Raw genomic sequence first — 23,918 nt, forward strand, 5'->3', positions numbered from 1 at the left:
CGACTAGCCTCGTTCGTCCTTGGAAGTTCCCATCACGATATGGGTAGAGATGGCGTTGAGGTGTGCCTGGGTGCCCAGTATCTCGGTATGAAAGCGCTTGTAGCTCGCCAGATCCTGGGTTTCGACGCGCAGCAGGTATTCGAACGGGCCGGCAATGTTGTGGCATTCCACCACTTCCTTGGCGACCGCCATGGCGCGCTCGAACCCCTCCTGGGCCGCCTTGGTATGCAGCGATAGCCCTACCGTCACGTAGGCGACAAAGCCTCGGCCCAGGGGCTCTGGGTCAGTCACCACGCGGTAGCCGCGGATGACGCCGTTTTTCTCCAGTTCCTGGACGCGGCGCAGGCATGCCGAGGGCGACAGATCAATGCGTTGGGCAAGTTGAACATTGCTGACCTTGGCGTCGCGCTTCAGTGCTTGCAATATTCGGTGGTCAGTGGCGTCTATTTTCATGATTTATTGCGTGATTTAGTGTCATGCGTTGATATTAGGCGCAACATTGCGCTCATTAGAACGTAAAATTCTACGCTATACCCCTTGCATGGAGATAGCGCCGATGAACGCAACCGTCCTGGCGGGCTTGATGACCTTCGCCTTTGTGACCACGGTAACCCCGGGACCCAACAACCTGATGCTGATGGCGTCTGGCGCGAACTTCGGCTTCAAGAGAACCCTGCCGCATATGCTGGGCATCATGGTCGGCGTGAGCGTGATGGTATTGATCGTGGGCGGCGGGCTGATGGCGCTTTTTGATGCGTATCCGATACTGAATACGTTGCTGCAAGCCGTTTCCATCGCCTATTTGCTCTGGCTGGCATGGAAGGTAGCCAATGCCGCACCGCTGAAAGCTCGCGATGAAACGGGCACGCCCATGACGTTTCTGCAGGCCGCCGCTTTTCAATGGGTGAACCCCAAGGCCTGGGCGATGTGCCTGTCGGCCATCACGCTCTACGCGCCGGACCATACGCTGCTTTCGGTCGTGCTGGTGGCGAGCGTATTTGCCCTGGTGAGTTTTCCCGCGATTTCAGTATGGGCCTGGTTGGGCCTGGTGGTACGCCAATGGTTGACCAGCCCCCGTCGCTACCGGGTGTTCAATATCGCCATGGCGGCGTTGCTCGTCGCCTCGCTATATCCGGTGCTGGGGCTTAACGGCTAGCCGCCAGGTAGCGGTTCTCAAGCGTCGCTAAATCGGCATCCAGCGCCTGCAGCACGCCACACGGCAAGCCATGGCGCTGAGCACTCTCAATCAACGGCCGCAAAATCGCCCCGCGCTCGGTGGGGCGTAGTGCCTCCACGTCCTGCAGCATCGAGGCTTTATTGTTGGCGGTGTTCGCCACCACCTGCCAGACCAGCGCCAGCCACGCGGCATCGCCTTGCCCCTCCGTTGGCGGCTGAATGCCCTCGGCCTGCATGACCGCCGCGACTTCCTTCACCACTGTCTGAACTCGACCTGCATACGCCGCGTTGCTCAATTCACCGTTGCGCACCCCATGCAGGGCCACCAGCGGGTTGATCGCCGCGTTCACCGCCAGCTTCTGCCAAAGCCGGGCGCGAATATTGCTCACTGCCGTGGTGGCAAGGCCCGCCTGGGTTAGTGTCTCGGCAAGTGCCTGTGAAAGCCCGCTGTGCTGATGGTTTAAATCGCCCACAAACGTCGCCCCGCGCCCCGCATGTACCACGCCGGTATCGCCGGTTAAATACGCGCCCTCTGTGGTGGTCGCGCACAGCACCGGCCCGGGCCAGGCTTGGGTAATGCGCGGTTGGGCGAGAAAGCCGTTCTGCCAAAGTACCAGCGGGATAGTGGGAAGAATCACATCCGCGATGCTCCCAAGCGCCGCCTCAGCGGCTATCGCCTTGGTGGTGATATGCACAAAGGCAGCTGTGTCAGGCAATGCGGAAACCAACTGGTCAACGGTGAGCGTGTTCAGTAGGTGCTCACGCATCTCGCCTTCCGGTGTGGTCAGCGTTTGCTGGCCGGGCAGCGGACGGCGGCCAATCAGCGTCACGTTAGCCTGCGGCGCAAGCGAGTGCGCTAACAAACGACCAATGGCGCCGGGGCCGAGTATCCAGTGGGAGGTCATCATTGAAGGTGTCTTGAGCAGCGGCTGTGGCGTCAAGCTTACCTTTTTCTGTATAAGGTGGTGAAGATGAGGTGGGGCGTGTGGTTGGTCGATAACTAAAAAGCCCCGCTTCGCGAGAAACGGGGCGCAAAACTAGCGGTTCAAAATCGTTTAGAAATTGAAGCCGAAGTTGGTCTGAACGCTGGTGTGCCACTGATCATCGGTCGGTGAACCAAAGTAACCGAGCGCATTGCGGTTGGCGACAACGCTGAACCAGGCGTAATACGGGCCAGCGGTCACTTTCATGCCCAGGTCGTTGAGCATCGGATCGTCGACATCACCGAAACCACCATTGACCGGCGAGTAATTGTCTTCCGGGCTGATGTAGCTGAAGTCATTGTAGAAGTAGAGGTTTTCGATGGCACCCCAATCAACATCCATGCTGTAGCCCAGGCTGGCTGAATACATCTGGCCTTCGGCGGGGATCAGGTAGTTAAAGTTGAAGGCGCCGATCTGCATGACATTGTCGGAAATACCGCTGGCTGCTTCATCCGGATTTTCAGCGTCGTACTCGTAGGCAGTAGCCTGAAGCTGCGTAAACCAGGCGCCGTAGGTGCCGTTCAGGCCAATCGCTGCCTGCCAGCTGTTACCGCTATCGTTGGTCTGCTGGTTGTAGAGCTGCCCGCCTTTTGCCGAGACGTTGACTTCGGTGGTGTAGTCGGTGCCTTGGCCGAAGGTGTAGGCGACACGACCGGCCACCTGGTTTTCTTCGGAGTTGCCCTGAGCGCTGCTGCCGACCGGGTTGGCGCCATAGTGCTCGTTGCCATCACCCAGCTGGTCGCTCTTGAAGAAAGCCAATGAGGTGTCCCAGGCGCCTTGGGTATGATCCCACTTGATACCCGCGTTCTGGTTGTCGTTGAAACCGGAAAGGTAAGGCAGGGTGCCGTACCAGCCGAGGTAGCCATAATCCATGTTGCCGAACGGCGTCTGAACCAGGCCCACCTTGACGGTGTCGTTATTGCTCGCTTCATAGCCCATCCAGCCCTTCTTGAGGAACTGGTAGCCGTCGTAGAAACGATACTCCAGCGAGTACAGGAAGTCGTCGTGTTGCCCGTCTACGCCCAGTACGAACTTACCAAAGCCCAAGTCGCCGCCGGTGTCCTTATCGACTTGATCCCAGTCATTATAGGTCCCGTTCAGCTGAAGGGTGCCGGTGACCTGGGTCTTCTGGATCGAATCCAGCACAGAGCGGTTTTCCTCAGCAAGCTCACGCGTCTGCTGGACATCCTGGCTTTGCGCTTCCGCTGTGGCGGAGGACTGGGCCTCAAGCTGCTGCTCCATGCGCTCGACTTGATCGCGCAGAGCATCCAGCTGGCGCTGCATGGCCTCGGTGTCCTGCTGGGCCAGGGCCGGTGCGGCAAAGGCCATGGTGCCAGTAACGCCCACGGCAAAGCCGGCGGTCTTGAATGATCGCTGTAACATAGTGTCCTCTCTTGCTTCAAGTCTTGGGTCGTCGCCCGAGCTGACTAGCCCTGCGAGCTGACCCCTGAACGTATTGAACCGCCACAGTGGCGCGACCACGCGACAGCATGACCGCTACCCTCGGTGAAACCGGGGGCTGGCGCTGAGCAATGGCATGACACGTCCTGTGCGAAACATGCGGATGTCGCGGTTGCAGCGGAAACTGATTTTTTTGTTATAAAAATAACGGTAACAAAATAGGGCGTTTAATAAAAAAACGTAATGGATAAAGGCTCAACGTTCGCCATCGCTCAGCATGGTGTGGACGTAATACAAAAGTCCCTCAGCCATGTCTGGAAAAGGGGTAGCAGTCCGGATAGATCGCTTATACAGTTGCGTTATGTAGGTATAAACAGCCAGGAGGTGGCTTTTGGACAGGCTTGAAAGGGTGATGTACGTCGAGGACGATCCAGATATCCGAGAAATTGCCTCCATGTCGTTAGGTGACGTGGGCGGCTTGACGGTCAAGGTATGCGAGTCTGGCGAGCTTGCACTCAGTGAAACGGAGGCGTTTGCGCCACAAATGATTCTGCTGGACGTAATGATGCCCGGTATGGACGGTCCAAGAACCTTGCTCGAACTGAAGCGCCAGGGGCTCATTGGCGAATCGGTAGCCGTTGCTTTCATGACCGCTAAAGTCCATCCCGAGGAAGTGGCACGGTACAAGGAAATCGGTGCGACAGACGTCATTGCCAAACCCTTTGATCCCATGACGCTCGCTGACGATGTGCGCGCTATCTGGAAAGCTTTTCATGGCTGATCCGACTTCTTCCCAGGCTTTCGCCCAGCGTTTAAAGGCGCTTTCGGAGGCGTACTCGAAACGCCTCGACGCCGATTTCGAGCGACTCCAAGCGCTGGTCGAGCAGGTCGTCGAAGATCCATCCCGCCTCGACTCTCTTCACCAGATACATGCTGTCCTGCATTCTCTGGCAGGCTCCGCCGGTACCTTTGGCTTTGAGCGGCTGGGGCGCCAGGCTCGGGAATACGAGCGACAGATTAACGGGCTGCTGAAGCAAGAGTCCATCCAGTCGCTGCCGACCCGCGAATGGGTGGCGCAATTACAAGACACGCTTGAGGCGGACAAGCGCCAAAAAGCCGTGGTGGGTCTGGAGACTTCTCGCCAAGACGACGTTGACGGTGAGCCCGCTATCTGGCTCGTGGAGCGAGACCCCATGTTAGCGGAATACATGGCGCAACAGCTTCACAGCTTTGGCTTCCAGGTGCGGCACTTCAGCGATGCGCAAGACCTTGCCGAGGTGGATGATGCCTCACCGGATCTATTATTGATCGACCATCGCGGCACGCGACATGCAGCGATCAAGACAAACCCGGTGGACTTTTGGCTGTCGCAACTCAGTCGCTATAGCTGTCCCGTGCTTTTTACGGGCAGCGAAGAAAGCTTTACGGCGCGACTTCAGGCGCTGCGAAGCGGCGGGCAGAATTATTTTGCCAAGCCCCTGGACATGATCAAGCTGGCTTCCCACATCGCGCAGCTGATCAAAACGAAGGATAGCCAGCCCGAGCGCGTGATCATTGTCGAGGATGACGTCGAGCTGTCGCAGCATCTTGCATGCGTGCTGGAAGCGGCGGGCATGCAGGTCAACGTGTTTGATCATCCTGAAGCGTTCTTCGATGCCCTCAATGATATCAACCCTGAACTGATCCTCATGGATCTCTGGCTGCCCGGCATTACCGGGGCGGAAATAGCCGCACTGCTGGGCCAGATGGAGCGCTGGTCACAGCTGCCGATCGTCTATCTTTCAGCCGAACCCGATGCAGAACTGCGTGGGCAGGCGCTATTGAAGGGAGGCGATGCCTTTCTCGAAAAGCCTATCGATACGGATCTTCTCGTCAGTCTCTGCCGATCGCGTGTCGTGCGGTTACGCAGACTTGAGCAAACCAAGACCCGAGATGCGTTAACCGGGCTTCTCAAGCACGCCAGTATCAAGGGAGCCCTGCAGGATCAGTGGCAACTGGCGCAACGCAAGCCCCAAGGGTTTTGTGTGGTGATGCTCGACATCGACCATTTCAAGGCCGTCAACGACACGTATGGGCATGCGGTCGGTGATTTGGTCATCGCCGCTGTGGGAACCTTGCTTCGCCAGCGTTTCAGGAGCACCGATAAACTAGGCCGATACGGGGGAGAAGAGTTTACGCTGGTGCTGATTGATTGCACCGCTGACCATGCTGTCAGCATGGTCAATAGCCTGCGTGAAGACTTTTCCGCCATTCAGTTTACGGGAGGGGGCGAGCCGTTTGCCTGTACCCTGTCGGCAGGCGTGGTCGACAACCAGGATTTTCCTGACGATACCGCCGAATCCTTGCTTAACCGGGCTGATCAAGCGCTTTACCAGGCCAAAAACAGCGGCCGTAACCGTACTTGTTTGGCATCAGAAACGCAGCGCGAGTGATCTGACAGCTGAGGTTGACCATGAAGGTACCACCGATCCCCGACAACGAAAGCGATCGCCAGTCTGCGCTGAACAAAACAGGCCTGCTCGATGGCGTGTCAGAAGCGCGCTTTGATCGTATTACGCGCCTCGCCCGTCACGTATTTTCCGTGCCGATTGCGCTGGTGTCACTGGTGGATGGGGATCGGCAGTGGTTCAAGTCCTGTCAGGGGCTGGGTGTCGACGAAACACCGCGCGAGTTCTCATTCTGCGCGCATGCCATTTTGAGCCAGTCGCCATTGATTGTTGAAAATGCCCTGGACGATGCACGCTTTGCCGATAATCCGCTTGTTATCGGCGAGCCGAATATTCGTTTCTATGCCGGTGCGCCGTTGCACACTGCCGACGGTTACCGGATCGGGACGCTATGCCTGATTGATACCCAGCCAAGAACCCTTTCAGCAGATCAGGTAGGTATGCTTGCCGACCTGGCAGCAACCGTCGAGGCGCTGATACAGGCCGATGAAATCAGCCAGATGTCCTACTCGGCGCTGGAGTCTGAGCTGATGGCCAGTCGCGACCACATGGCCTCGCTGATCAGTAACATGCCGGGCGTTACCTATCGCTGCTTACACGATGCGCAATGGACCATGTTGTACATCAGCGGGCAGGTGGATCGGGTCAGCGGCTACCCGGCAGCCGATTTGATCGGTAACCAGAACGCCTGTTACGCAGACCTGATCCACCCGGACGATGCCTTCATGGTCGAAAAGGCGGTACAGACTGCCGTTGCCAACAGTGTTGGCTGGCATGTCGAGTATCGCATCCGGCATCGTGATGGCACCTGGCGCTGGGTGGAAGAAAGGGGGCAAGGCGTTCCAGGCAACGCTGAACATCCGATGGTTCTGGAAGGCTTCATCGTCGACATCACGCGCGAACAGAACACGCTCAGCCAGCTTAAAAAGCATCACGACGCCCTGGTGCTGCTCAACGATATCGTATTTTCTTCGCAGGAAACGCTGGATGGCAAGATCAATCACGCCCTGGCGACAGCCAGGCAATACCTGCAAGTGGATCTGGCCATTCTTAGTCAGATCGAGGGTAATATCTATACGGTGCGTTGGATGGAGGCAGCACCAGGCGCGGCATTGTCTCCAGGCCAGCAGTTCATGCTGGGGCAAACCTGGTGCCAGTTCCTCTTTTCGGGCTGCTCGGATGAAGAGCGTGAGCTGTTTGTCGCGAATGTCGAGCAAAGTGAGTTCAAGCGCCACCCCTGCTATCGGGAAAACCCGTTGGGTGCCTATATCGGCATCGCCATCGACATAGAGGGCCAAGCCTTCGGTACGCTGAACTTTTCGGCCAGCAACGCCCGGGCGGACGATTACGATGATAGCGAGAAGCTGTTTATTCGCTTGTTGGCGCGCTGGCTGTCCGACCTGCTGGCCAACAACCTTCATAACGAGCGTCTCAGCAAGTTAACGGCGCAACTGCCTGGCGTGACCTACCAGTTCCGACGTTTCGCTGACGGTCGCATTATCTTTCCCTTCAGCTCGCCCCAGATTGAGGATTTCTACGGCCTCACTCCGGCACAGGCGGCCGAAGATGCCACCCCCGCTTTTGCGCGGATTCATCCCGACGACCTGAGCGCCATCCAAGCCTCCATCGAGCACTCGTCAGAGACGTTGGAATACTGGACGGCTATGTATCGTGTGCAATTCGAGGGAGTTGGGTATCGCTGGATCATGGGGCATGCCAAACCGGAACGTCTCGTGGACGGAAGTACCCTGTGGCACGGCTATCTGCATGACATTCACGAGTGGGAGCAGGCGCGTCAAGCCCTGGAAAACAACGAAGCTCGCCTGCGCGGGCTGTTCGATTTTTCCCCCATCGGCATCGCGCTGAATGATTTTGCAACCGGGCGTTTCATCGATTTGAACGACGCGCTCATTGCGCCAACCGGGTATACCCGGGAGGAGTTTGTGTCACTGAGCTATTGGGATGTCACACCCAAGGAGTACGAAGCCGCAGAGGATCAGGCGCTTGCCACCTTGAAGGCAACAGGACGCTACGGCCCCTTCGAGAAAGAGTATATTCGTAAAGATGGCAGCCGTTATCCGGTGCGTTTACAGGGCATGCTCAGCCAGGAGCAGGATGGTCGCCAAGTGATCTGGTCACTGATCGAGGACATCACCGAACGTCGTAAGCTGGACAAGATGAAAGACCAGTTCATCTCGACCGTGAGCCACGAACTGCGTACGCCTCTGACCTCGATCAAGGGGTCGCTTGGCCTTGTGAAGGGCGGTGCCGCCGGAGATCTGCCCGACCAGGCCCAGTCACTCATCAACACCGCAGAACGCAATGCCCAGCGGTTGGCCGCGTTGATCAATGATTTGCTGGACATGGAAAAGCTGGTGGCCGGCAAGATGCCCATGAACTTGACGGTGCAACCCCTGGCCCCGTTGCTAAAGGATGTGGTTGACAGCCTGCAGGGCTATAGCGAGCAGCACCAGGTAGCGATACAAGGTGCCGATGCCTGGCCATCCGTTTGCTGTCAGGTGGATGGCCCACGCCTGATACAGGCCCTCACCAACCTGTTATCCAACGCGATCAAGTTCTCGCCGCCAGGACAAACGGTTGCGCTAGTCGTGACAGCCACCGAGCACACTGTCGAGATCTCAGTGCGCGATCATGGCCCCGGCGTCGCACCGGCGTTCCGCGATCGTCTCTTTCAGCGGTTTGCCCAGGCAGACAGTAGCGACACTCGTAAGCTGCCGGGCACGGGCCTTGGTCTGGCAATCAGCCAGGAAATCTGCCATCAGATGGGAGGCGAGGTTGGCTACCGCGATGCGGTGGGTGGCGGCGCTGACTTTTTTATTGTCTTGCCCAGGAAACACGTATTGTGAAAGCCCCGCTAAGCGTCCGCATCGTGCTACTCGTCGTCCTCATGAGCGGTATTTTGGTGGGCGGCATTCTGGTGACGGTCTACCCGCTGTTAGTGAAGAACTACGAGACCATCATCGCGGAGCGTGAAGCGGCGGAAATCGATGGGCTGGCGTCCGAGCTTGAGTTATCGCAGCAGCAGCGGATGCTTGCGCTGGAAGCCTTTGCCACGCGCTTGCTGACGGATGAAGGCCGGCTTCGCGATCGTCAGGCGCTGCAGGCGCTGCTTCAGCAGCCATCTGTGGCCAGCCAGCTGTTCCCCGACGGGTTGCTGATCTTTGATGCAGAGGGCACGGCTATCGCGGAAAATAGCCACGTACCAGGCCGATTAGGCACCAACTACATGGATCGTCCCCACTTCCAGCGTGCCCGGCAAACCCGCGAAGCGATCATATCGGAGCCGATCATGGGGCGTACCACCGGCTTGCCGTTGATCTCCTACCTGCAGCCCATCCTGTCGCCGGATCAACGCATCATCGGATACACCGGCGGATTGGTGGATCTATCCAACACGCCGCTTATCGACGCTGAAAAATGGAACGAGGAGCAATCGAGCATCATCACCTTGATTGTAGATCCGCAGCATCGCCTCTTTGTGTCCATGCGGGAACGGTTCGACACGCCCGAACCGCTCCCCGACGACGGTGAGGACGCGCTGGTCGACGCCGCCCTGTCGCTCAGCCCTGCCGGCACCGTTGTCGCCTACCAGCAACGCCCTTACCTGGTGACGACCCAGCGGCTGGAATCCCTGGGCTGGATCGTGCTGCGCGCATTACCCTATAGCGATGCCATCGCCCCCGCAAAAGCCTCCTTTCGGCAGTTCCTGCTGATCGCTCTGGTTGCCATGTCACTGGTGGGGCTGGCGGGGGCGTGGATCGCTCGAACCCTGACACGCCCCATAGAGCGCATCACGCATCGCATTGATCACATGGCCGACGATGCGCGTTTTGATAGCGACTTTCTTGAGCAAGGCGGCCCTGAGGTTCGCGCCCTCGCGCATTCCATGAACCGTTTGGCGAACGAGCGAAAAGTGGCTGACGATGCGATACGCAACGCCGAACGTTTTTTATCCAACATCCTTGAAGCGGCCTCTGAAGTGGCCATCATCGCCACCGATACCGCCGGCGTCATTACCGCCTTCAATAAAGGCGCCGAGCATATGCTGGGCTACAGCAAGTCAGAAATCGTAGGCAAGCAGACCCCGGCCATCTTTCATCGCCAGGAGGAGGTGAGCGTACGGTCAGCGCAGTTAACGACTGCGTTCGGTAAACCCGTCGAGGGCTTCCGGGTGTTTGTGGAAAAAGCCGAGCTGGATGGTTCCGAGGTACGGGAGTGGACGTACGTGCATAAGGATGGCCGTCATGTGCCGGTATCCCTGGTGGTGACGCCCATGCGTGGTGATGACGGTGACATCAGCGGTTATCTGGGTATTGCTGAAGACATCACCGAGCGTAAACGAGCTGACCAGATGAAAAACGAGTTTATCTCAACCGTCAGCCACGAATTGCGCACGCCCTTGACCTCTATTTCGGGTGCATTGGGGTTGATGATGGGGGGCGGCGCCGGCGAGCTTCCTGACAAGGCCCAGAAACTGCTGACGACCGCGCACCGTAACAGCAAGCGTTTGGCGCACTTGATCAACGACTTGCTGGATATTGAAAAGATCGCTGCGGGCAAGCTGCATTTTGATATGCAGGTGCACGCGCTGATGCCGCTGATTGAACAAGCCATGGAGGCTGACCGCAGCTATGGCAGTCACCGAGGCGTGACACTATTACTGGCCGAGGAGATACCTGAGGTATTCGTCAACGTGGATGCCCAGCGGATGCTGCAGGTGCTTGCTAACCTGCTCTCCAATGCGATCAAGTTTTCGCCGGACGGGGATACGGTCACCGTCTCGGTTGAAGCATCGGACAACAAGGTTATCGTCAGCGTTATCGATAACGGACCCGGCATACCCGATGCGTTTCACGAGAAAATCTTTCAGCGTTTCGCCCAGGCCGATTCGTCTGACACGCGCGCCCAGGAGGGGACGGGGCTGGGGTTGGCCATCACGCGGGAACTGATAGATCACATGGGAGGGCGCATTGATTTCGAGTCCAGCGAAGGCAAGGGCTCGCGTTTCTTTTTTGAATTGCCATTGGTTGCAACAGCGGCGGAAACGTCCCCGTCATCGCTATCCGCTGTTGATCAGGATCACGCTCCCAGGATCCTTGTCGTTGAAGACGATAGCGATATCGCCACACTTCTCGCTCATATGCTGAGCGATGCTGGCTATCGCGTCGATATCGCCCTGACCGGTCACGAGGCGCAAAAAAGGCTCCAGGAAACACATTACGACCTGATGAGTCTGGATCTGATGCTGCCCGACATGAGTGGGTTGGATATCATTTATACGCTGCGTGAACACCCCGCTACCGCTGACCTGCCGGTTGTCGTGGTGTCCGCTCAGGTGGAGGAGAATCGGCTGGCACTCAGCGGGCAAGCAACCGGCATCGACTGGCTGGCCAAACCGATCGATCAATCGCGGCTAATCGACATGGTTGGACGGCAGTTATCAGACACGTCGATACAGTATCCACGGATATTGCATGTCGAAGACGACGCCGATTTACATGAAGTAATCTGTGCCATGGCTGGCGATCACTATACCTTTGAAGCCGCGCGCACCCTGCAAGAAGCTCGCAAACGCCTGCAACAGACGACTTTTGACGTCGTGCTTCTGGACATAGGGCTGCCGGACGGGTCGGGCTGGGAACTGGTGGAAGATGTTCGTGCTCGTCAGCCTGATGCGAAGGTGGTCATCTTGTCCGGAGCCGATATGGCACAGCAGCATCACGACAAGGTCGAGGCCGTTCTGCTCAAATCCAGGCTATCCAAAGACGCCTTGATTCGTGGCATCGACGCACGCATTCAGTCATCACGATTAACGGGCAGGGCACCCACCGGTTGGCAAGGTTGATATCGGCGACTGGGACAGCCCTTTATCCGTCTGCATGCATGTCACGGGCAGCGCGTCCCACCCTATCGATGCCGTGCAAGGCATGGGCGTAAGAGAGCATGCTGACAGTGCCTGGTTAGAAATGCCGGCTCCGCTGGGCCGGCTTTCTCCGGGAAAGGTCACCGAGATCAGGGCGCGATGCGGGTGTTGGCGTCGGTAAAGCCTATCAGCGAAATATCCAGATCCATGCGGTCACCGCGAGGGCCGATCATGCTGAGCGTTGCGCTACTGCCACTGCGCAGCTGCTGCAACATCGACGGTTCAATGGGCGCGTCGGCCCGGCACCCTTGCGCCTGGCAGACCTGATAGGGGAACTGGATGGGCTCGCCGCCATCTACGCTCAATTGCAAACCCGCGGCCAGTCGCACCCCCAGCGGCACGAAAAAGCTCATCACCGGGTCATCGATCTGCGGCGGGTAGTTGAAAATTACCTGCATCAAGGGCTGGTCGCTGCCAGGTTGCGTGACCAATTGTGCCATCGCACAAGGATTCGGGCCCTCGGCATTACGCTGGCAGCGAACCTCCCAGTCCTGGAACGACTCAGTGGTGACATCATTACCGGACGCTGTTCCGGGTTCTTGTTGGCTGAAAGCGCTGGGTGAAAACGCCAGGATCGATAATAGCCCCGTCGTGAGTAGGGTTTTAGCAAGATGGTGCGGCATTGGCGTAACCTCCGGTTGTTTCGCTAATGGTAAATAACAACCTCTACCATGCCTGCTTGTTTGCTTTAGGTCGAGCCCCGTTGCTACCGCTAACCGCAGTTCGACGCTTGACGCTAAGGTCTAGTAGGCTTCGTTCCACTTTTGACAGTCGTGAGGATCTACCACCATGACGCATGCAACGATTCTGCAGCAAGGAACTATCCATTGCTTTCCCGCTGGTTTGCGCGATGAGCAAGGCAAACTGGTCAATGCCGAGGTATCGGCCGTGCTTTACGACGGCAAGCGATTGATCCTGGCCAGCGACAAACCGGTACCTGGAGAACATCGTTCAGCGGTGTTTGCCGTGCCGATGAGCGCGCAGGGGCCAGATGACAGTCGACTGGAGTACTACACCACTCCGCTTATCAAGCAGGCCGTCAAGTATGAGGACTTATCCCTCACGGCAGATGGCCGTTACGTATTGGCGACCACAGGCTTTGATCGAATCGACAGCGAAAGCCATGCCCTGAACGACTACAACCATTTGCTGATTTGGCCGCTGGGCAAACCTGAAAGCGTGCAGGTAGTGGATCCGGACCCGAGAGATGGCGTTGAGGGCTCACTGGAGCTGCGCACCAAGCTCGATGAAGCGGTTGGCTATCCCTACTACAAAGTCGAGGGACTTGCCGCAGTACCTGGAAAGCGCGGCGATGGCTTGTTGCTGTTCGGTATCCGCGAACAGGGGCAGGCACATGATGACTTCACCTATGTAAGCCGTATTGTGGGCGCCCATTACGAAATGAGTGAAAGCGGCAACCTGGTATTCATCGATAAAATGCGCGAGCACTACGCCTTCGAGCCGGGCAACCACCCCGCGGTTCGTTACGACTGCGGCCTGTCGAGTCTGGAGTATGATCCATACCACGGGCGTCTTTACTTGCTAAACAGCTTCGAGGTTGAGGAAGCAGAGGAGGAACGCATCGGTGGTTATCTTTGGGAGGTCAGCCTGGATGATTTCCACGCGGGAAGCCGTCCATCGCTGGTGACCACGCCATCGGGGCTTCCGCTGGAATTTGAACACAAGGCAGAGGGCCTTGCCGTACTGGACCATGATCGCCTGTTTGTGGCCTACGATAACGATCGACACCTTGGGCTGGGCAGCGTAGACGAGCGTGACGAACGGCACGCCTGTGAGGCGCCCTTTACCCTGTTGCAGGTTGCCTGACGCCATGCTGCCACAGCAATGCATTTGCGCTTCTTGTTACACCTCATGGTCGAGTGCCGCTCACAACTACTATTGAGGAGATGTCGTGCTTTTATCCATTCTGGCGATCCTGCTGGGGTTTGTTCTGCTCCTGTGGAGCGCTGACCGTTTCATCGATGGTGCCTCGGCAGTGGCGGGGCACATTGGGTTACCGTCTTTGGTGATTGGCATGGTAATCGTCGGGTTTGGCACCTCGGCGCCGGAGATCGTCGTGTCCATCATGGCCGCCCTTGATGGAACCCCCGAACTGGCCCTTGGTAATGCGCTGGGATCCAATATCTATAACGTTGGCCTGATCGTCGGCGTGACGGCTCTGATCATGCCGATTGCAGTGCATTCGAAGATTATTCGCCGTGAGCTACCGCTGCTATTACTGTTCGGAGCCGTGGCAGGCGGATTTTTCTGGAACGACCAACTTAGCCGATGGGAATCTCTGTTGTTACTGATTGGGTTCTTTGGCCTGATGGCCTGGACGACCTGGACAGCTCTGCGTGGCAAGGGAGATCCATTAGTTGAAGAGGCGCAGGCGCTTTCGTCGCCTCCCATGACGCTTGGACGCGCCATCTTTTGGCTCTTGGCTGGGTTGACGCTACTGTTGGTGAGCTCGCGGATGCTGGTCTGGGGGGCTGTGTCCGTGGCGAGTGCTCTGGGCGTGAGCGATCTCATCATCGGACTCACGATCGTGGCGCTGGGTACCTCACTGCCGGAGCTGGCATCCTCCATTGCGGCGGTACGCAAGGGGGAGCACGATATCGCCATTGGTAATGTGGTTGGCTCCTGTATGTTCAATTTATTAGCGGTGGTGGGCATTGCTGGCGTTATTGCACCAATGGAGGGACTTTCGACAGAGGTCATGCGCCGAGACTGGCCGGTGATGATGGCCATGGTAGTGGGCCTGTTCATCATGGGCTACGGGGTTCGCGGCGCAGGACGCATTAATCGCATTGAAGCAAGCGTTTTACTGCTGGGGTTGGTGGTTTATAACGGCTGGCTGGTCAATGCTGTGTTGACAGTCTGAGAGGCGATGCCCCCGCTATGGTGAGCTTGGTTGCTAGATTGCTCGTTGGCGTGACGTGACCTGGCGCGCAAGTAGGCGATTGAAGGGGGATTGGGGCTGGGCCTGTCATGGCTAGGCCCAGCCCATGAACCTTATTCAGCCGCGTTGGGGAAGAACAACTGCTGGCCTTTTACTTCGAATTCGCCAATGGCTTGTTGGCCCTCATCAGAGAGGAGCCATTCGTGCCATTGTGCTGCCAAATCTTGCTTGATGTGCGGGTGGCGTTCCGGATTAATCAGAATACTGCCGTATTGATTGAAAAGCGCATCGTCGCCCTCGAACAGTAACGTCAAGTCTTTGGGGTTTTCAAAAGCGACCCAGGTAGCGCGGTCACTCATCACGTAGGCGTTCATGCCAGCGGCGGTATTGAGTGTCGGGCCCATGCCGCTTCCCAGCTCGCGATACCACTCGCCTTCAGGCGACACACCCGCAGCGTCCCACAGGCGTAGTTCGGCGCGATTTGTTCCGCTGTCATCGCCGCGCGAGACGAAAGGCGCTTCTTCTTCGGCGATGAGCGTGAACGCTTCCGTCACGTTCTCTGCGTCTGCAATGCCTGCCGGGTCATCCGTCGGGCCGATGATGACGAAATCGTTATACATGACGTTGGCGCGTTCGATTCCGTAACCTTCTGATACAAAACGCTCTTCGCCGGCCGTGTCGTGCACAAGGAGGCTGTCCGCGTCGCCACGGCGGGCAATTTCAAAGGCTTGACCCGTTCCCACGGCGACAACACGTACATCGATGCCGGTAGCCTCGGTAAACTGTGGGTTGATGTGATCAAACAGGCCCGAATTTTCGGTAGACGTAGTGGAGGCGAGGGTGATGAAGTCTGCGTCTTCTTGGGCTTGTGCCGTCAAGGCGAGGCCCATAAGGCTTGTGGTCGCGAGGATCAATCCGGTCTTTTTCATCTTTTCCTTCCTTCTTTTGAGTTGATGCAAAGGGGGTAATCATTCGTCTGGCTGCGTGGCATTGAATGGGTACCTGATCGCTTTGCTTGGTGGAATCTTGAAGCAATCGGTGCGGGCCGTCGTTGTGAATGTTTCGCCGTATATATTGGTATGAGGCGATTGGTTTATGGCGCAACAGCCCCGCTGGCTGATGTCGTTTCCTGTATTGCGTCCTGTCTGCAGCCAGGCAGCCCTATGAACCTCATGGCCATGCAATGGTTGACCTGTCCATCGGGCAACATTCAATTAAGTGTCAGCGCAATAAAGAAAGTAAGCCGCGTCGGAGAACTGTTTGGATACGCCCTTGAGTTGCATTATCTACCGTGATGGGTACGTTTGCACTTAGCGCTGTAATTTATGCATTCATATGCATACAAGCTGTATTTTGAATACGCATCTGCCGCTCCCGACTGTCCCGCTAACAGATGGGGTGATCACTGAGTAACGCGTACGCCTTCGACCCATCATCTACCGAAAGATGCTTGCCGTGCGCTCGGTGATTTAGGGGCGTTACTGCCGCTTAGCCTTGGTGCTATAGGCGTGGCAGGCTTGGCGCCGATATCTGTTCTGTTGGGCTTCGCTGCTTTTATATCGCAACGGGGCTTTATTATCGTCTGCCTATACCGGTACAGCCGCGAGCGGTGTGCTGATCGGCGCGGTGTTGCTGCTGTCAGGGGCGACGGGCAGGATCAACTGGCTAGCCCGGCTGGTGCCCAGGTCGGTTCTGAGCGGTATCCAGTGAGGATTGGGACTGTTGCTCGCTCACATGAGCATTGACCTGATGTCCACGTCGCCGCTTGTCGGGGTGGTCACGTTGTCTGAACTGGTGATCATTTTGGGGGCATTGCCACATTTCCCTGCAGCGCTATTGAGGCTTGGGGGGAGTAGCTTTCGGCAATCTCTCAGCGTAAATTACGCGTTTTGGCAAGGCGAAACGGGGAGCACTTTACCCGCACCGCCTACTGACATGAGGAAATGAGGACATGAGCGCATTACAGGATTTTTGAAGCCGCTTAATATACGCTACGATTCTGTCGCCAGACACGCTCCATGAATCCTGAACCGCGCGGAACCCTCCATCATGTACCGGCGATTATTGTTACCCTTTTTCCTGCTAGGGCTGCTCGCATTTCTGGCGGGCTGCGGAGAAACGCCCACCGGGCGGTCTCAGGTGGCGTTGGTACCCAACCCGCTGATGGACGATATGGGGCAGGACGCCTTTAACCAGCTGCGCGAGCGCCAGCCGGTGAGTGGCAATGCACAGGCGAATCGCCTGGTACAGTGCGTGGCCGAACACGTGATCGCCGGCGCCGAGGCAAGCTATCTCGGACTGGATTTCCCCAAACGCTGGGACGTGGTGGTGTTTGAAGACCCATCCCCCAATGCGTTTGCCCTGCCGGGTGGTCACATTGGTGTGCATAGCGGTTTGCTGCAGGTCGCTGAAACCCCCGCCCAACTGGCGGCAGTGGTCGGGCATGAAGTTGCTCACGTACTGGCCGACCATGGTAACGAGCGGCTGACCCAACAGCTTGGTATCAAGGCCGTCCTCCTGGTCGTCGGGTTGCTGGGGGAGGGGGATTTTGGCAGTCAACAGTTGATGCAGGCGTTGGGGATCGGCGCCCAGTTAGGCATCCGTCTGCCGTTCAGCCGTGCCCATGAAGAGGAAGCCGATCTGATGGGCCTGGAGATCATGGCCCGTGCAGGATTCGATCCGCAGCAGAGCGTCGCGCTGTGGCAAAACATGGCGGCTAATGGCGGTGACCAGCCCCCAGAATTTCTCTCGACGCACCCGGCCCACGAAACGCGCATTCGCGGCTTGGAACAAGCGCTGGAAGACGCCACGGCGATCTACCGGTCGGCTACCCCGGCTGACTGTTCGTGAAGTGAGGTGACCCATGATGTCTAATCCGGGGCTGTGGCTATTGTTGGCCGACGCATTGCTGGTCATTCATGTGCTGTTCGTCGCGTTTGTCGTGCTCGGTTTGTTAGCCGTGTACGCGGGCTATTTTCTGAACTGGCAGTGGGTGCGCAATCGGGTGTTTCGCATTGTGCACCTAGGCGCTATCGGCTATGTGGTGGTGCAATCCTGGCTAGGAGCCGTCTGCCCGCTAACCACCTGGGAAATGGCACTGAGGGCAGAGGCGGGCGCCGCTACCTATGCGGGGTCGTTTATTCAGCATTGGCTGCAGAGCCTGCTCTATCATATCGCCCCAGACTGGGTTTTCATGGCGGTGTACACCGTGTTTGGCGGTCTGGTGCTGGCTAGCTGGTCTATGGTGCGGCCTGGTCAGCGTCAACGCTAAGTAAGCTGCTGGGTGCGTGTACTAGACTTTTCACAATGAAGCGTGATCAGGAGGCAAGCCATGCGGCATCTTTACCTGATGCGTCACGCCAAGGCCAAGCAGCCCCGTGGCGACATGACCGATCACCAGCGGCCGCTACGCAAGCGGGGCAAGCATCAGGCAGCGGTGATGGCGCCTGTGTTGCAGCGCTGGCAAGCGTTGCAAGGGGAGGTCTATGTCAGCACGGCGGCGCGCACGCGGGAGACATTCGACGATATCGCAGCGCAACTGCCTGACCGTACTTTGGCGAATTCGGTTCACTTCGATGAAGCCCTTTACACCTTCGATATTGAAGCGCTACTGGCATGGCTGAAAGCGTTGCCTGGCGAGGCCGAGCGCGTGTTGATTATCGGCCATAATCCCGCTCTGGTGGATCTTGCCCGTTGGTTCGATAAGGCAGCACCGCCATCGCTGCCCACCGGTAGCGTGCTGCATGTCACGCTGCCTGATAGGCCCTGGTCATCCATGGGTCAGGGCGGTGCCGAGCTAGTAGGGCAGTTGAGCCCGGCGGAGGCCAGTTATCCGCTTTTCAAGCGCTTGGCACCCAAGCAGCCCGACCATAAGCGCGACACAGCTAGCCATATCCATGCCATGCTCGAGCATCAGTACCGGATGATCAGGGCGTTAGAGCCGGGAGTGGTCGCGGGCATCGATCCTGAGTTTCTGCATCAGTACCGGGTTAACTTGCGCCGTAGCCGGGCAGTGTGCGAATCCGTGCTTGCCATTACCAAGGTGCCCGGCCTGAAGAAGAGGCTGAAGCGGCTCAAACGGCGTGCCCAGGCCACCAGCGACCTGCGCGATCTGGACGTATTTCTGGAGGATCTGGATAAAACCCAGCCACCGCTTTCCGCCAACACTCGCCAGGGCTTGCAGCAATGGCTCGAGGGTTTCCAGCGGGTGGAGCATCATACCCTTTGCCAGCAGTTAAGCGCGCCGGAGTACGCTGAAGAGCTGCAAGGCTGGCAGCGTTTTATAGCGTCGGGGGAGTTTGATAAGGCGTTGTCCACACTTTCACCCAAGCGTATTCACGCGGTACTGGAGGAGCGCATCGCACGCCACGATGACGATCTGGCCGCACTCTCGTTCGACGCTTCTGACACCGCCTTACATGAACTTCGCAAGAGCTTGAAGCGCATCCGCTATCTGGCCGACCTGATGCCAGACATCTCCAAACCGTTTTTATCCGAGCTGAAGCGCCGTCAGCGTCTGCTCGGTGACTTTCAGGATTTGTTCACCCGACAAGTCTGGCTGGATGCCTTCTGTGCTAATGCCGATAACGGCCAAAGGCAGAAGCAGGAGTGCAGTCAATGGCGCGCTGAGCTGGAAAAAACAAAGCACAACCTGCGCAAAGATGCTTTGGCGTTAGCACCCTTGCCCAAGGCTCAAAAGTAACCTTGCCGTTTTGCTCACTAGGGTCGCTGCCGGTTGCGACGCGCTACCATGTGGGGTGAAGCGCGTGCCGCATGCTGAATATCACCCGAGATACCGGCGAGTTTCTTCAGGTGCTGGTCAAGGCCACCAGGGCGCACCGGGTGCTTGAGATTGGCACCTCAAACGGCTATTCGACGCTGTGGCTTGCTCAGGGGGTGGAGCCCATTGGCGGGCATGTCACTACTGTATAACTTTCCGATTACAAGCTTGATTTAGCCGCCAGGAATTTTGAACGCTCGGGCCTTGGCAAATTTATCACCCAGCGCCAGGGAGAGGCGGGCGCTTACCTGGCAAGCATGCCGTAGACCAGCGTTGATCTTGTCTTTCTGGATTCGCAACGCGCTGACTACGTGCAGTGGTGGTCAAGTATCCAGCGCGTTTTGAGCAAACACGGGCTTGTCGTCGTCGACAACGCCCTTTCGCATGCCGACGAGATGGCGCCTTTCGTGGCGCTTGTGGAGGCGACCGCTGATTTCAGCACTTGCACCGTTCCCGTCGATAACGGCCAGTTCCTGGCCACTCGTGTGCCACGCTCGTCGTGAGCCTGGCATCCAGGCCGTCAGGGTACGCCATGTAACCGCGCGTCAAAAAAGGTCATGAAGGCACGCGCCTTGGCGGTCACATGCCGCCCCGGCGGATATACCGCGTAGACACCAGCTTCGGGCAGTATCCATTCTTCAAGCACGCGTACCAGGCGTCCGGCGGCGATCTCTGGCGCTGCGGTCATGTCCGGCATGACAGAAAGCCCCCCTCCAGCGACCATCAGCGCGACCAGGCTCGCCGTCGAATTGGCGGCCAGCCCCGCGCGCATTTGTACCTCATGCCGCTCATCACGTCGTTGGAACGTCCAGGTTAACGGCGCTTTTAACGGCGTAAAGGCGATCCATGCATGGTCTTCCAGCGCCTTGGGATGGCAGGGCGTGCCGTGACGTTCCAGGTAATCAGGGGCCGCCATTACATGCTGTTGAAAAGTGCCTATGCGACGCGCGCGAAGCGTGGAATCTTTGAGCCAGCCTAAACGAAACGCTAAATCGATACCGTCCTGCACCATGTCGCTTACCTGGTCGCCGCTGCGTAGTTCTATATGCAGGGCCGGGTGCAAGCGGCTAAAGGCGACCACCGCGCCACTCAACACCTCGGCGGCGTAATCTTCGGGGGCTGTGATACGCAACTCGCCGTGAAGCTGTTGGGTGTCACTGGCGGCACTGGCAAGTGCCCCCTGTAGATCCGTTAATAGCGGATGGCATTGATGGTAGAGCGCTTCTCCGGCCTGGGTGAGTTGGACCCGCCGCGTGGTGCGGAGAAACAGCGTGACCCCCAGGCGCGTTTCCAACTGGCGAATTTGCAGGCTTACGCGGGTTTTCGTACAGCCTAGCCGCTCCGCCGCCTTGGTAAAGCTGCCTGCCTCCACCAGCGCGATAAAGATCGGCAAACCGTTTAAATCGAACTCATTGGCGGTGGTCATGTGGCGCTCTATTGTTATCAAATCAACAACAGTAAATTACGAAAACCGCTATTTTTCAAATCAATGAGGCGCCCGACAATGCAGTGACGACCCATTGAAGGAGTACTGTGATGAAGATTGCACTGATCGGCGCCAGCGGATTCATTGGTTCTGCCCTGTTAACCGAGGCGCTCTCCCGCGGCCATCATGCGAAGGCACTAGTCACTCGCCCTGAACGGGTGACGTCGCATGAACATGTCGTTAGCGTTAAAAGCGATGCGTTGAATACCGCTGAGCTTGCCCAGCAGCTACGCGGTGTCGAGGCCGTTGTCAGCGCTTTCAGCAGCCACGCCCAGAAGGATGTATTCGGCTATTATCTCAAGGGATTCCAGTCGATTCTGGCCGCCACTCAACACGCGTCAGTCCCCAGGTTGCTGATGGTCGGTGGTGCGGCCACACTTGAGGTGGCGTCGGGTAAGCTGTTGCTGGACACGCCGGATTTTCCCGACGAGTATCGGGCCATGGCGGAGGGGGCTAAAGCTGCTCTGGATATATTGCGGGAGCAAACGGCCCCGGCGTGGACGTTCCTGTCTCCCGCCGCTGAGATTTTTCCTGGCGAGCGCACGGGCAACTTCCGGCTGGGGAGCGATACGCTGCTCACCGATAGTGACGGCAACAGCCGTATTTCCGCGCAGGATTACGCCATCGCCATGATCGATGAGCTGGAAGCGCCGCGCCATACCTATCAGCGCTTCTGCGTCGCCTACTGAGCAAATTCTTATAGTCCCTTACCCGCACAGGTGAGGGGCGCTTCATTAGTCCCAGGTATCCTTGCGCTATCATCATCTTCGTGACCGGGCGGCCTGTATGCCTCACACTGCCATTATATCCCTTTCGGATGCCTACCCTTGACCACCGCCGCCTGGTTTGTATTGATCGGAATCCTGTTGATCACGATGGGGCTGCGTTCTGCTTTTCTGCAGCGAATGCGGCTGACGCCGTCGATTGTCTATCTGGCTATCGGGGTCACCCTGGGGCCGTCGCTGCTCGGTGCGTTTCATTTCAACCCGCTCAAGCAGGCGCACCTGCTGGAAGTGCTCGCTGAAATTGCGGTGTTGGTGTCGTTGTTTATCGCGGGCATGAAAATGCCGTTGCCCTTCAGATGGCGCGAATGGCGTGTGCCGGTGCGGCTGGCGTTTGTCTCCATGTCGATCAGCGTCGCCCTGACGGCTGCTTTCGGCTACTACATACTGGCTTTACCACTGGGGGCAGCGGTTGTGCTGGGCGCTATACTGGCGCCTACCGATCCGGTGCTGGCCACCGACGTGCAGGTTCGCCACATGGGCGATAAAGACCCGCTGCGGTTCACGCTGACCAGTGAAGCGGGCATGAACGATGGCAGTGCCTTTCCGTTTGTGATGCTCGGGCTCGCCATGCTCAGCGCGCCGCTCAGCCTGGACATGCTCCAGGGGTGGCTGCTGAAGGAGATACTCTGGTCCACGCTCATGGCGCTGGTGGTGGGCGTGGTCATGGGGCGTTTATTGGCTCAGCTGGTATGGAAGCAACGCTTCATGATCAGCGAGGGGCCTTTGCTGGATGATTTTCTCGGGTTGGGCCTGATCGGCGTGGTGTATGGCGTCTGCCTGCTGCTCGATGCGTGGGGCTTTCTGGCGGTGTTTGCGGCGGCCATTGCGCTGCGCCAGTCGGAGCGCAAGCTGGCGAATACTCATGCACCCGCCTCAGACGTTCCGCCCGTGCCTGACACGTCGATCCTCGACGAGGAGGCAACGCCCCAACACGGTACGCAAGTGGCAGAAGGCTCGTTGGTGTTCAAGGAATCCCTCGAGCGGCTTTCCGAGCTGGTGCTTGTCATGCTGCTGGGTGGGATGCTGTTTATTGATTCGTGGAGTATGCGGGCGGTTGGCCTGGCGCTCTTTCTGTTTGTTATCGTGCGCCCGGTCAGCGTCTTTATCGGCCTGCTTGGCTCGGGAACGCCGATGCGCCTGCGGATGCTGGTAGGGTGGTTCGGCGTGCGCGGTATCGGCTCGATCTATTACCTGATGTTCGCGATTGTCTTTGGTCTGCCGGAAGCGCTGGCGGTGGAGTTCATCCACATTACGCTGGTGGTGATCGTGCTGTCGATCATTATCCACGGACTCACCGTCAAGCCGATGATGTCAAAGTGGTGGCCATAAACCGAGCAAAGATACCCTCTATCATTGCCAGCGAGCCTCTTCGGTAAGTAACACCACAGGAACAGCACAATGGATGTGATTGGCAACATCATCGTCTCCGAGTTTTCGGATTTTAACGATTTAAGAGAATTTGTCGTGGTGGTGCTGCGGCTGCTGATGGCGGCACTACTGGGGGGACTGCTGGGGCTGGAGCGCGAACAGAGCGGCAAGGCGGCGGGCATACGTACCCATATGCTGGTATGCATGGGCGCTGCGCTGTTTATCTTGATTCCTGCGCAAGCGGGTATTTCCGATTCGGAGATGAGCCGCGTCATTCAAGGAGTTATAGCGGGCATCGGCTTTCTTTGCGCCGGTACCATCATTACCCGTAAAGACGACCAAGGCACCTCAGGGCTGACCACGGCGGCAGGCATCTGGTTTACCGCCGCCATCGGCATTGCCGTAGGTCTGGGGCGCGAGCAAACGGCCGTATTATGTACGCTGCTGGCCTGGCTGGTGCTTTACGTGGTGCCGTTCTTCTCGCGTTTCATCAGCAGGAAAAAAGCGAACCAAGACGAGGACACCGACGACACCGACGACACGCCGGATGCCTGAGGAACCAGGGTATCTGCTGGTGTAGCGGTGTCAGTGTGCTCTATTGGCAGAGCGCTACTGTGGAGCCCCCTTCATTTCATGATTTGAAGAC

The 23,918-nt window shown here is 57.8% G+C and carries 21 protein-coding genes; 15 read left to right on the forward strand and 6 right to left on the reverse strand.

Translation table 11 applies throughout. The features are described from left to right. Window positions 1-3: 3 nt before the first annotated feature. Window positions 4-453 (reverse strand): Lrp/AsnC family transcriptional regulator, encoded by a 450-nt coding sequence (locus QC815_RS03860; protein ID WP_230446737.1) that lies wholly within the window; start codon window positions 451-453, stop codon window positions 4-6. 103 nt (window positions 454-556) lie between these two features. Between QC815_RS03860 and QC815_RS03865 the strand changes: the two genes are divergently transcribed. Continuing rightward, the gene (locus tag QC815_RS03865) at window positions 557-1,156 is read left to right on the forward strand and encodes a LysE family translocator (protein WP_230446738.1); all 600 of its coding nucleotides are present in this window, start codon (window positions 557-559) and stop codon (window positions 1,154-1,156) included. Here the strand turns inward: QC815_RS03865 and QC815_RS03870 are convergent. Both QC815_RS03870 and QC815_RS03875 read right to left on the reverse strand, forming a co-directional pair. Further along, window positions 1,146-2,081: a ketopantoate reductase family protein gene (locus tag QC815_RS03870; protein ID WP_309767078.1), complete on the reverse strand. Its 936-nt coding sequence runs from the start codon at window positions 2,079-2,081 to the stop codon at window positions 1,146-1,148. The two genes, QC815_RS03865 and QC815_RS03870, sit on opposite strands and share 11 nt — an antisense overlap. 150 nt (window positions 2,082-2,231) lie before the next feature. Beyond that, a complete protein-coding gene (locus tag QC815_RS03875) occupies window positions 2,232-3,542 on the reverse strand; it encodes a hypothetical protein (protein ID WP_230446739.1) in 1,311 nt (436 codons plus the stop codon). 409 nt (window positions 3,543-3,951) lie between these two features. On the opposite strand from QC815_RS03875, the gene QC815_RS03880 reads away from it, so the two are divergent. The 4 genes from QC815_RS03880 to QC815_RS03895 are packed head-to-tail and all read left to right on the forward strand — an operon-like array spanning window position 3,952 to window position 11,873. After that, a complete protein-coding gene (locus QC815_RS03880) occupies window positions 3,952-4,341 on the forward strand; it encodes a response regulator (RefSeq protein ID WP_230446740.1) in 390 nt (129 codons plus the stop codon). Beyond that, window positions 4,334-5,992, forward strand: a complete 1,659-nt coding sequence (locus tag QC815_RS03885; RefSeq protein WP_309767025.1) for a diguanylate cyclase — start codon at window positions 4,334-4,336, stop codon at window positions 5,990-5,992. Before QC815_RS03880 ends, QC815_RS03885 begins: the two co-directional genes overlap by 8 nt. A 20-nt stretch (window positions 5,993-6,012) precedes the next feature. After that, on the forward strand, window positions 6,013-8,874 hold the full coding sequence (locus QC815_RS03890) for a PAS domain-containing protein (protein WP_309767027.1): 2,862 nt from the start codon (window positions 6,013-6,015) through the stop codon (window positions 8,872-8,874). Then, a complete protein-coding gene (locus tag QC815_RS03895) occupies window positions 8,871-11,873 on the forward strand; it encodes a response regulator (RefSeq protein WP_309767029.1) in 3,003 nt (1,000 codons plus the stop codon). The genes QC815_RS03890 and QC815_RS03895 overlap by 4 nt, the downstream gene beginning before the upstream one ends. A 167-nt stretch (window positions 11,874-12,040) precedes the next feature. Here the strand turns inward: QC815_RS03895 and QC815_RS03900 are convergent, their stop codons facing one another. Beyond that, window positions 12,041-12,574, reverse strand: a complete 534-nt coding sequence (locus tag QC815_RS03900; RefSeq protein ID WP_230446744.1) for an invasion associated locus B family protein — start codon at window positions 12,572-12,574, stop codon at window positions 12,041-12,043. A gap of 166 nt (window positions 12,575-12,740) precedes the next feature. On the opposite strand from QC815_RS03900, the gene QC815_RS03905 reads away from it, so the two are divergent. Both QC815_RS03905 and QC815_RS03910 read left to right on the forward strand, forming a co-directional pair. Beyond that, on the forward strand, window positions 12,741-13,778 hold the full coding sequence (locus tag QC815_RS03905) for a hypothetical protein (RefSeq protein WP_230446745.1): 1,038 nt from the start codon (window positions 12,741-12,743) through the stop codon (window positions 13,776-13,778). Window positions 13,779-13,863: 85 nt separating this feature from the next. Further along, window positions 13,864-14,835 carry a calcium/sodium antiporter gene (locus QC815_RS03910; RefSeq protein WP_230446746.1) on the forward strand — a complete coding sequence of 324 codons (972 nt, stop codon included), beginning with the start codon at window positions 13,864-13,866 and terminating at the stop codon, window positions 14,833-14,835. Between the two features lie 131 nt (window positions 14,836-14,966). On the opposite strand, the gene QC815_RS03915 is transcribed toward QC815_RS03910, so the two are convergent. Then, window positions 14,967-15,782, reverse strand: a complete 816-nt coding sequence (locus QC815_RS03915; RefSeq protein ID WP_422828346.1) for an ABC transporter substrate-binding protein — start codon at window positions 15,780-15,782, stop codon at window positions 14,967-14,969. Window positions 15,783-16,401: 619 nt separating this feature from the next. Between QC815_RS03915 and QC815_RS17350 the strand changes: the two genes are divergently transcribed. The 5 genes from QC815_RS17350 (at window position 16,402) to QC815_RS03935 (ending at window position 19,785) form a co-directional block, all read left to right on the forward strand. Then, a complete protein-coding gene (locus tag QC815_RS17350; protein WP_422828367.1) occupies window positions 16,402-16,563 on the forward strand; it encodes a molybdate transporter family protein in 162 nt (53 codons plus the stop codon). Window positions 16,564-16,902: 339 nt separating this feature from the next. Continuing rightward, complete coding sequence (locus QC815_RS03920; protein WP_230446747.1) at window positions 16,903-17,703, forward strand: M48 family metallopeptidase; 801 nt, start codon at window positions 16,903-16,905, stop codon at window positions 17,701-17,703. Window positions 17,704-17,716: 13 nt separating this feature from the next. After that, window positions 17,717-18,124, forward strand: a complete 408-nt coding sequence (locus tag QC815_RS03925; protein WP_309767032.1) for a DUF2784 domain-containing protein — start codon at window positions 17,717-17,719, stop codon at window positions 18,122-18,124. 60 nt (window positions 18,125-18,184) lie between these two features. Next, window positions 18,185-19,555 carry a CHAD domain-containing protein gene (locus QC815_RS03930; RefSeq protein ID WP_309767033.1) on the forward strand — a complete coding sequence of 457 codons (1,371 nt, stop codon included), beginning with the start codon at window positions 18,185-18,187 and terminating at the stop codon, window positions 19,553-19,555. Window positions 19,556-19,626: 71 nt separating this feature from the next. Beyond that, entirely contained in the window at window positions 19,627-19,785 is a 159-nt protein-coding gene (locus QC815_RS03935; RefSeq protein ID WP_230446750.1) for an O-methyltransferase, read from the forward strand. 368 nt (window positions 19,786-20,153) lie between these two features. Here QC815_RS03935 and QC815_RS03940 read toward each other — a convergent pair whose 3' ends face one another. Beyond that, on the reverse strand, window positions 20,154-21,059 hold the full coding sequence (locus QC815_RS03940; protein WP_309767036.1) for a LysR family transcriptional regulator: 906 nt from the start codon (window positions 21,057-21,059) through the stop codon (window positions 20,154-20,156). Between the two features lie 110 nt (window positions 21,060-21,169). On the opposite strand from QC815_RS03940, the gene QC815_RS03945 reads away from it, so the two are divergent. From QC815_RS03945 to QC815_RS03955, 3 genes are all read left to right on the forward strand, one after another. Beyond that, window positions 21,170-21,808, forward strand: coding sequence for an NAD(P)-dependent oxidoreductase (locus QC815_RS03945; protein WP_230446752.1), 639 nt, complete (start codon window positions 21,170-21,172; stop codon window positions 21,806-21,808). A 138-nt stretch (window positions 21,809-21,946) separates the two neighbouring features. Next, on the forward strand, window positions 21,947-23,233 hold the full coding sequence (locus QC815_RS03950) for a cation:proton antiporter (protein WP_230446753.1): 1,287 nt from the start codon (window positions 21,947-21,949) through the stop codon (window positions 23,231-23,233). A gap of 69 nt (window positions 23,234-23,302) precedes the next feature. Next, window positions 23,303-23,827, forward strand: a complete 525-nt coding sequence (locus QC815_RS03955; RefSeq protein ID WP_309767038.1) for an MgtC/SapB family protein — start codon at window positions 23,303-23,305, stop codon at window positions 23,825-23,827. Window positions 23,828-23,918: the final 91 nt, after the last annotated feature.

It is taken from the genome of Vreelandella gomseomensis (assembly GCF_031451645.1).
In the GTDB taxonomy this organism is placed as follows: domain Bacteria; phylum Pseudomonadota; class Gammaproteobacteria; order Pseudomonadales; family Halomonadaceae; genus Vreelandella; species Vreelandella gomseomensis.

What these genes read in the sequence shown, in the direction of transcription:
- QC815_RS03860 (WP_230446737.1), bottom strand. Translation starts at nt 453, where the DNA reads ATGAAAATAGACGCCACTGACCACCGAATATTGCAAGCACTGAAGCGC.
- QC815_RS03865 (WP_230446738.1), top strand. Translation starts at nt 557, where the DNA reads ATGAACGCAACCGTCCTGGCGGGCTTGATGACCTTCGCCTTTGTGACC.
- QC815_RS03870 (WP_309767078.1), bottom strand. Translation starts at nt 2,081, where the DNA reads ATGACCTCCCACTGGATACTCGGCCCCGGCGCCATTGGTCGTTTGTTA.
- QC815_RS03875 (WP_230446739.1), bottom strand. Translation starts at nt 3,542, where the DNA reads ATGTTACAGCGATCATTCAAGACCGCCGGCTTTGCCGTGGGCGTTACT.
- QC815_RS03885 (WP_309767025.1), top strand. Translation starts at nt 4,334, where the DNA reads ATGGCTGATCCGACTTCTTCCCAGGCTTTCGCCCAGCGTTTAAAGGCG.
- QC815_RS03890 (WP_309767027.1), top strand. Translation starts at nt 6,013, where the DNA reads ATGAAGGTACCACCGATCCCCGACAACGAAAGCGATCGCCAGTCTGCG.
- QC815_RS03900 (WP_230446744.1), bottom strand. Translation starts at nt 12,574, where the DNA reads ATGCCGCACCATCTTGCTAAAACCCTACTCACGACGGGGCTATTATCG.
- QC815_RS03905 (WP_230446745.1), top strand. Translation starts at nt 12,741, where the DNA reads ATGACGCATGCAACGATTCTGCAGCAAGGAACTATCCATTGCTTTCCC.
- QC815_RS03915 (WP_422828346.1), bottom strand. Translation starts at nt 15,782, where the DNA reads ATGAAAAAGACCGGATTGATCCTCGCGACCACAAGCCTTATGGGCCTC.
- QC815_RS03920 (WP_230446747.1), top strand. Translation starts at nt 16,903, where the DNA reads ATGTACCGGCGATTATTGTTACCCTTTTTCCTGCTAGGGCTGCTCGCA.
- QC815_RS03925 (WP_309767032.1), top strand. Translation starts at nt 17,717, where the DNA reads ATGATGTCTAATCCGGGGCTGTGGCTATTGTTGGCCGACGCATTGCTG.
- QC815_RS03930 (WP_309767033.1), top strand. Translation starts at nt 18,185, where the DNA reads ATGCGGCATCTTTACCTGATGCGTCACGCCAAGGCCAAGCAGCCCCGT.
- QC815_RS03935 (WP_230446750.1), top strand. Translation starts at nt 19,627, where the DNA reads ATGCTGAATATCACCCGAGATACCGGCGAGTTTCTTCAGGTGCTGGTC.
- QC815_RS03940 (WP_309767036.1), bottom strand. Translation starts at nt 21,059, where the DNA reads ATGACCACCGCCAATGAGTTCGATTTAAACGGTTTGCCGATCTTTATC.
- QC815_RS03945 (WP_230446752.1), top strand. Translation starts at nt 21,170, where the DNA reads ATGAAGATTGCACTGATCGGCGCCAGCGGATTCATTGGTTCTGCCCTG.
- QC815_RS03955 (WP_309767038.1), top strand. Translation starts at nt 23,303, where the DNA reads ATGGATGTGATTGGCAACATCATCGTCTCCGAGTTTTCGGATTTTAAC.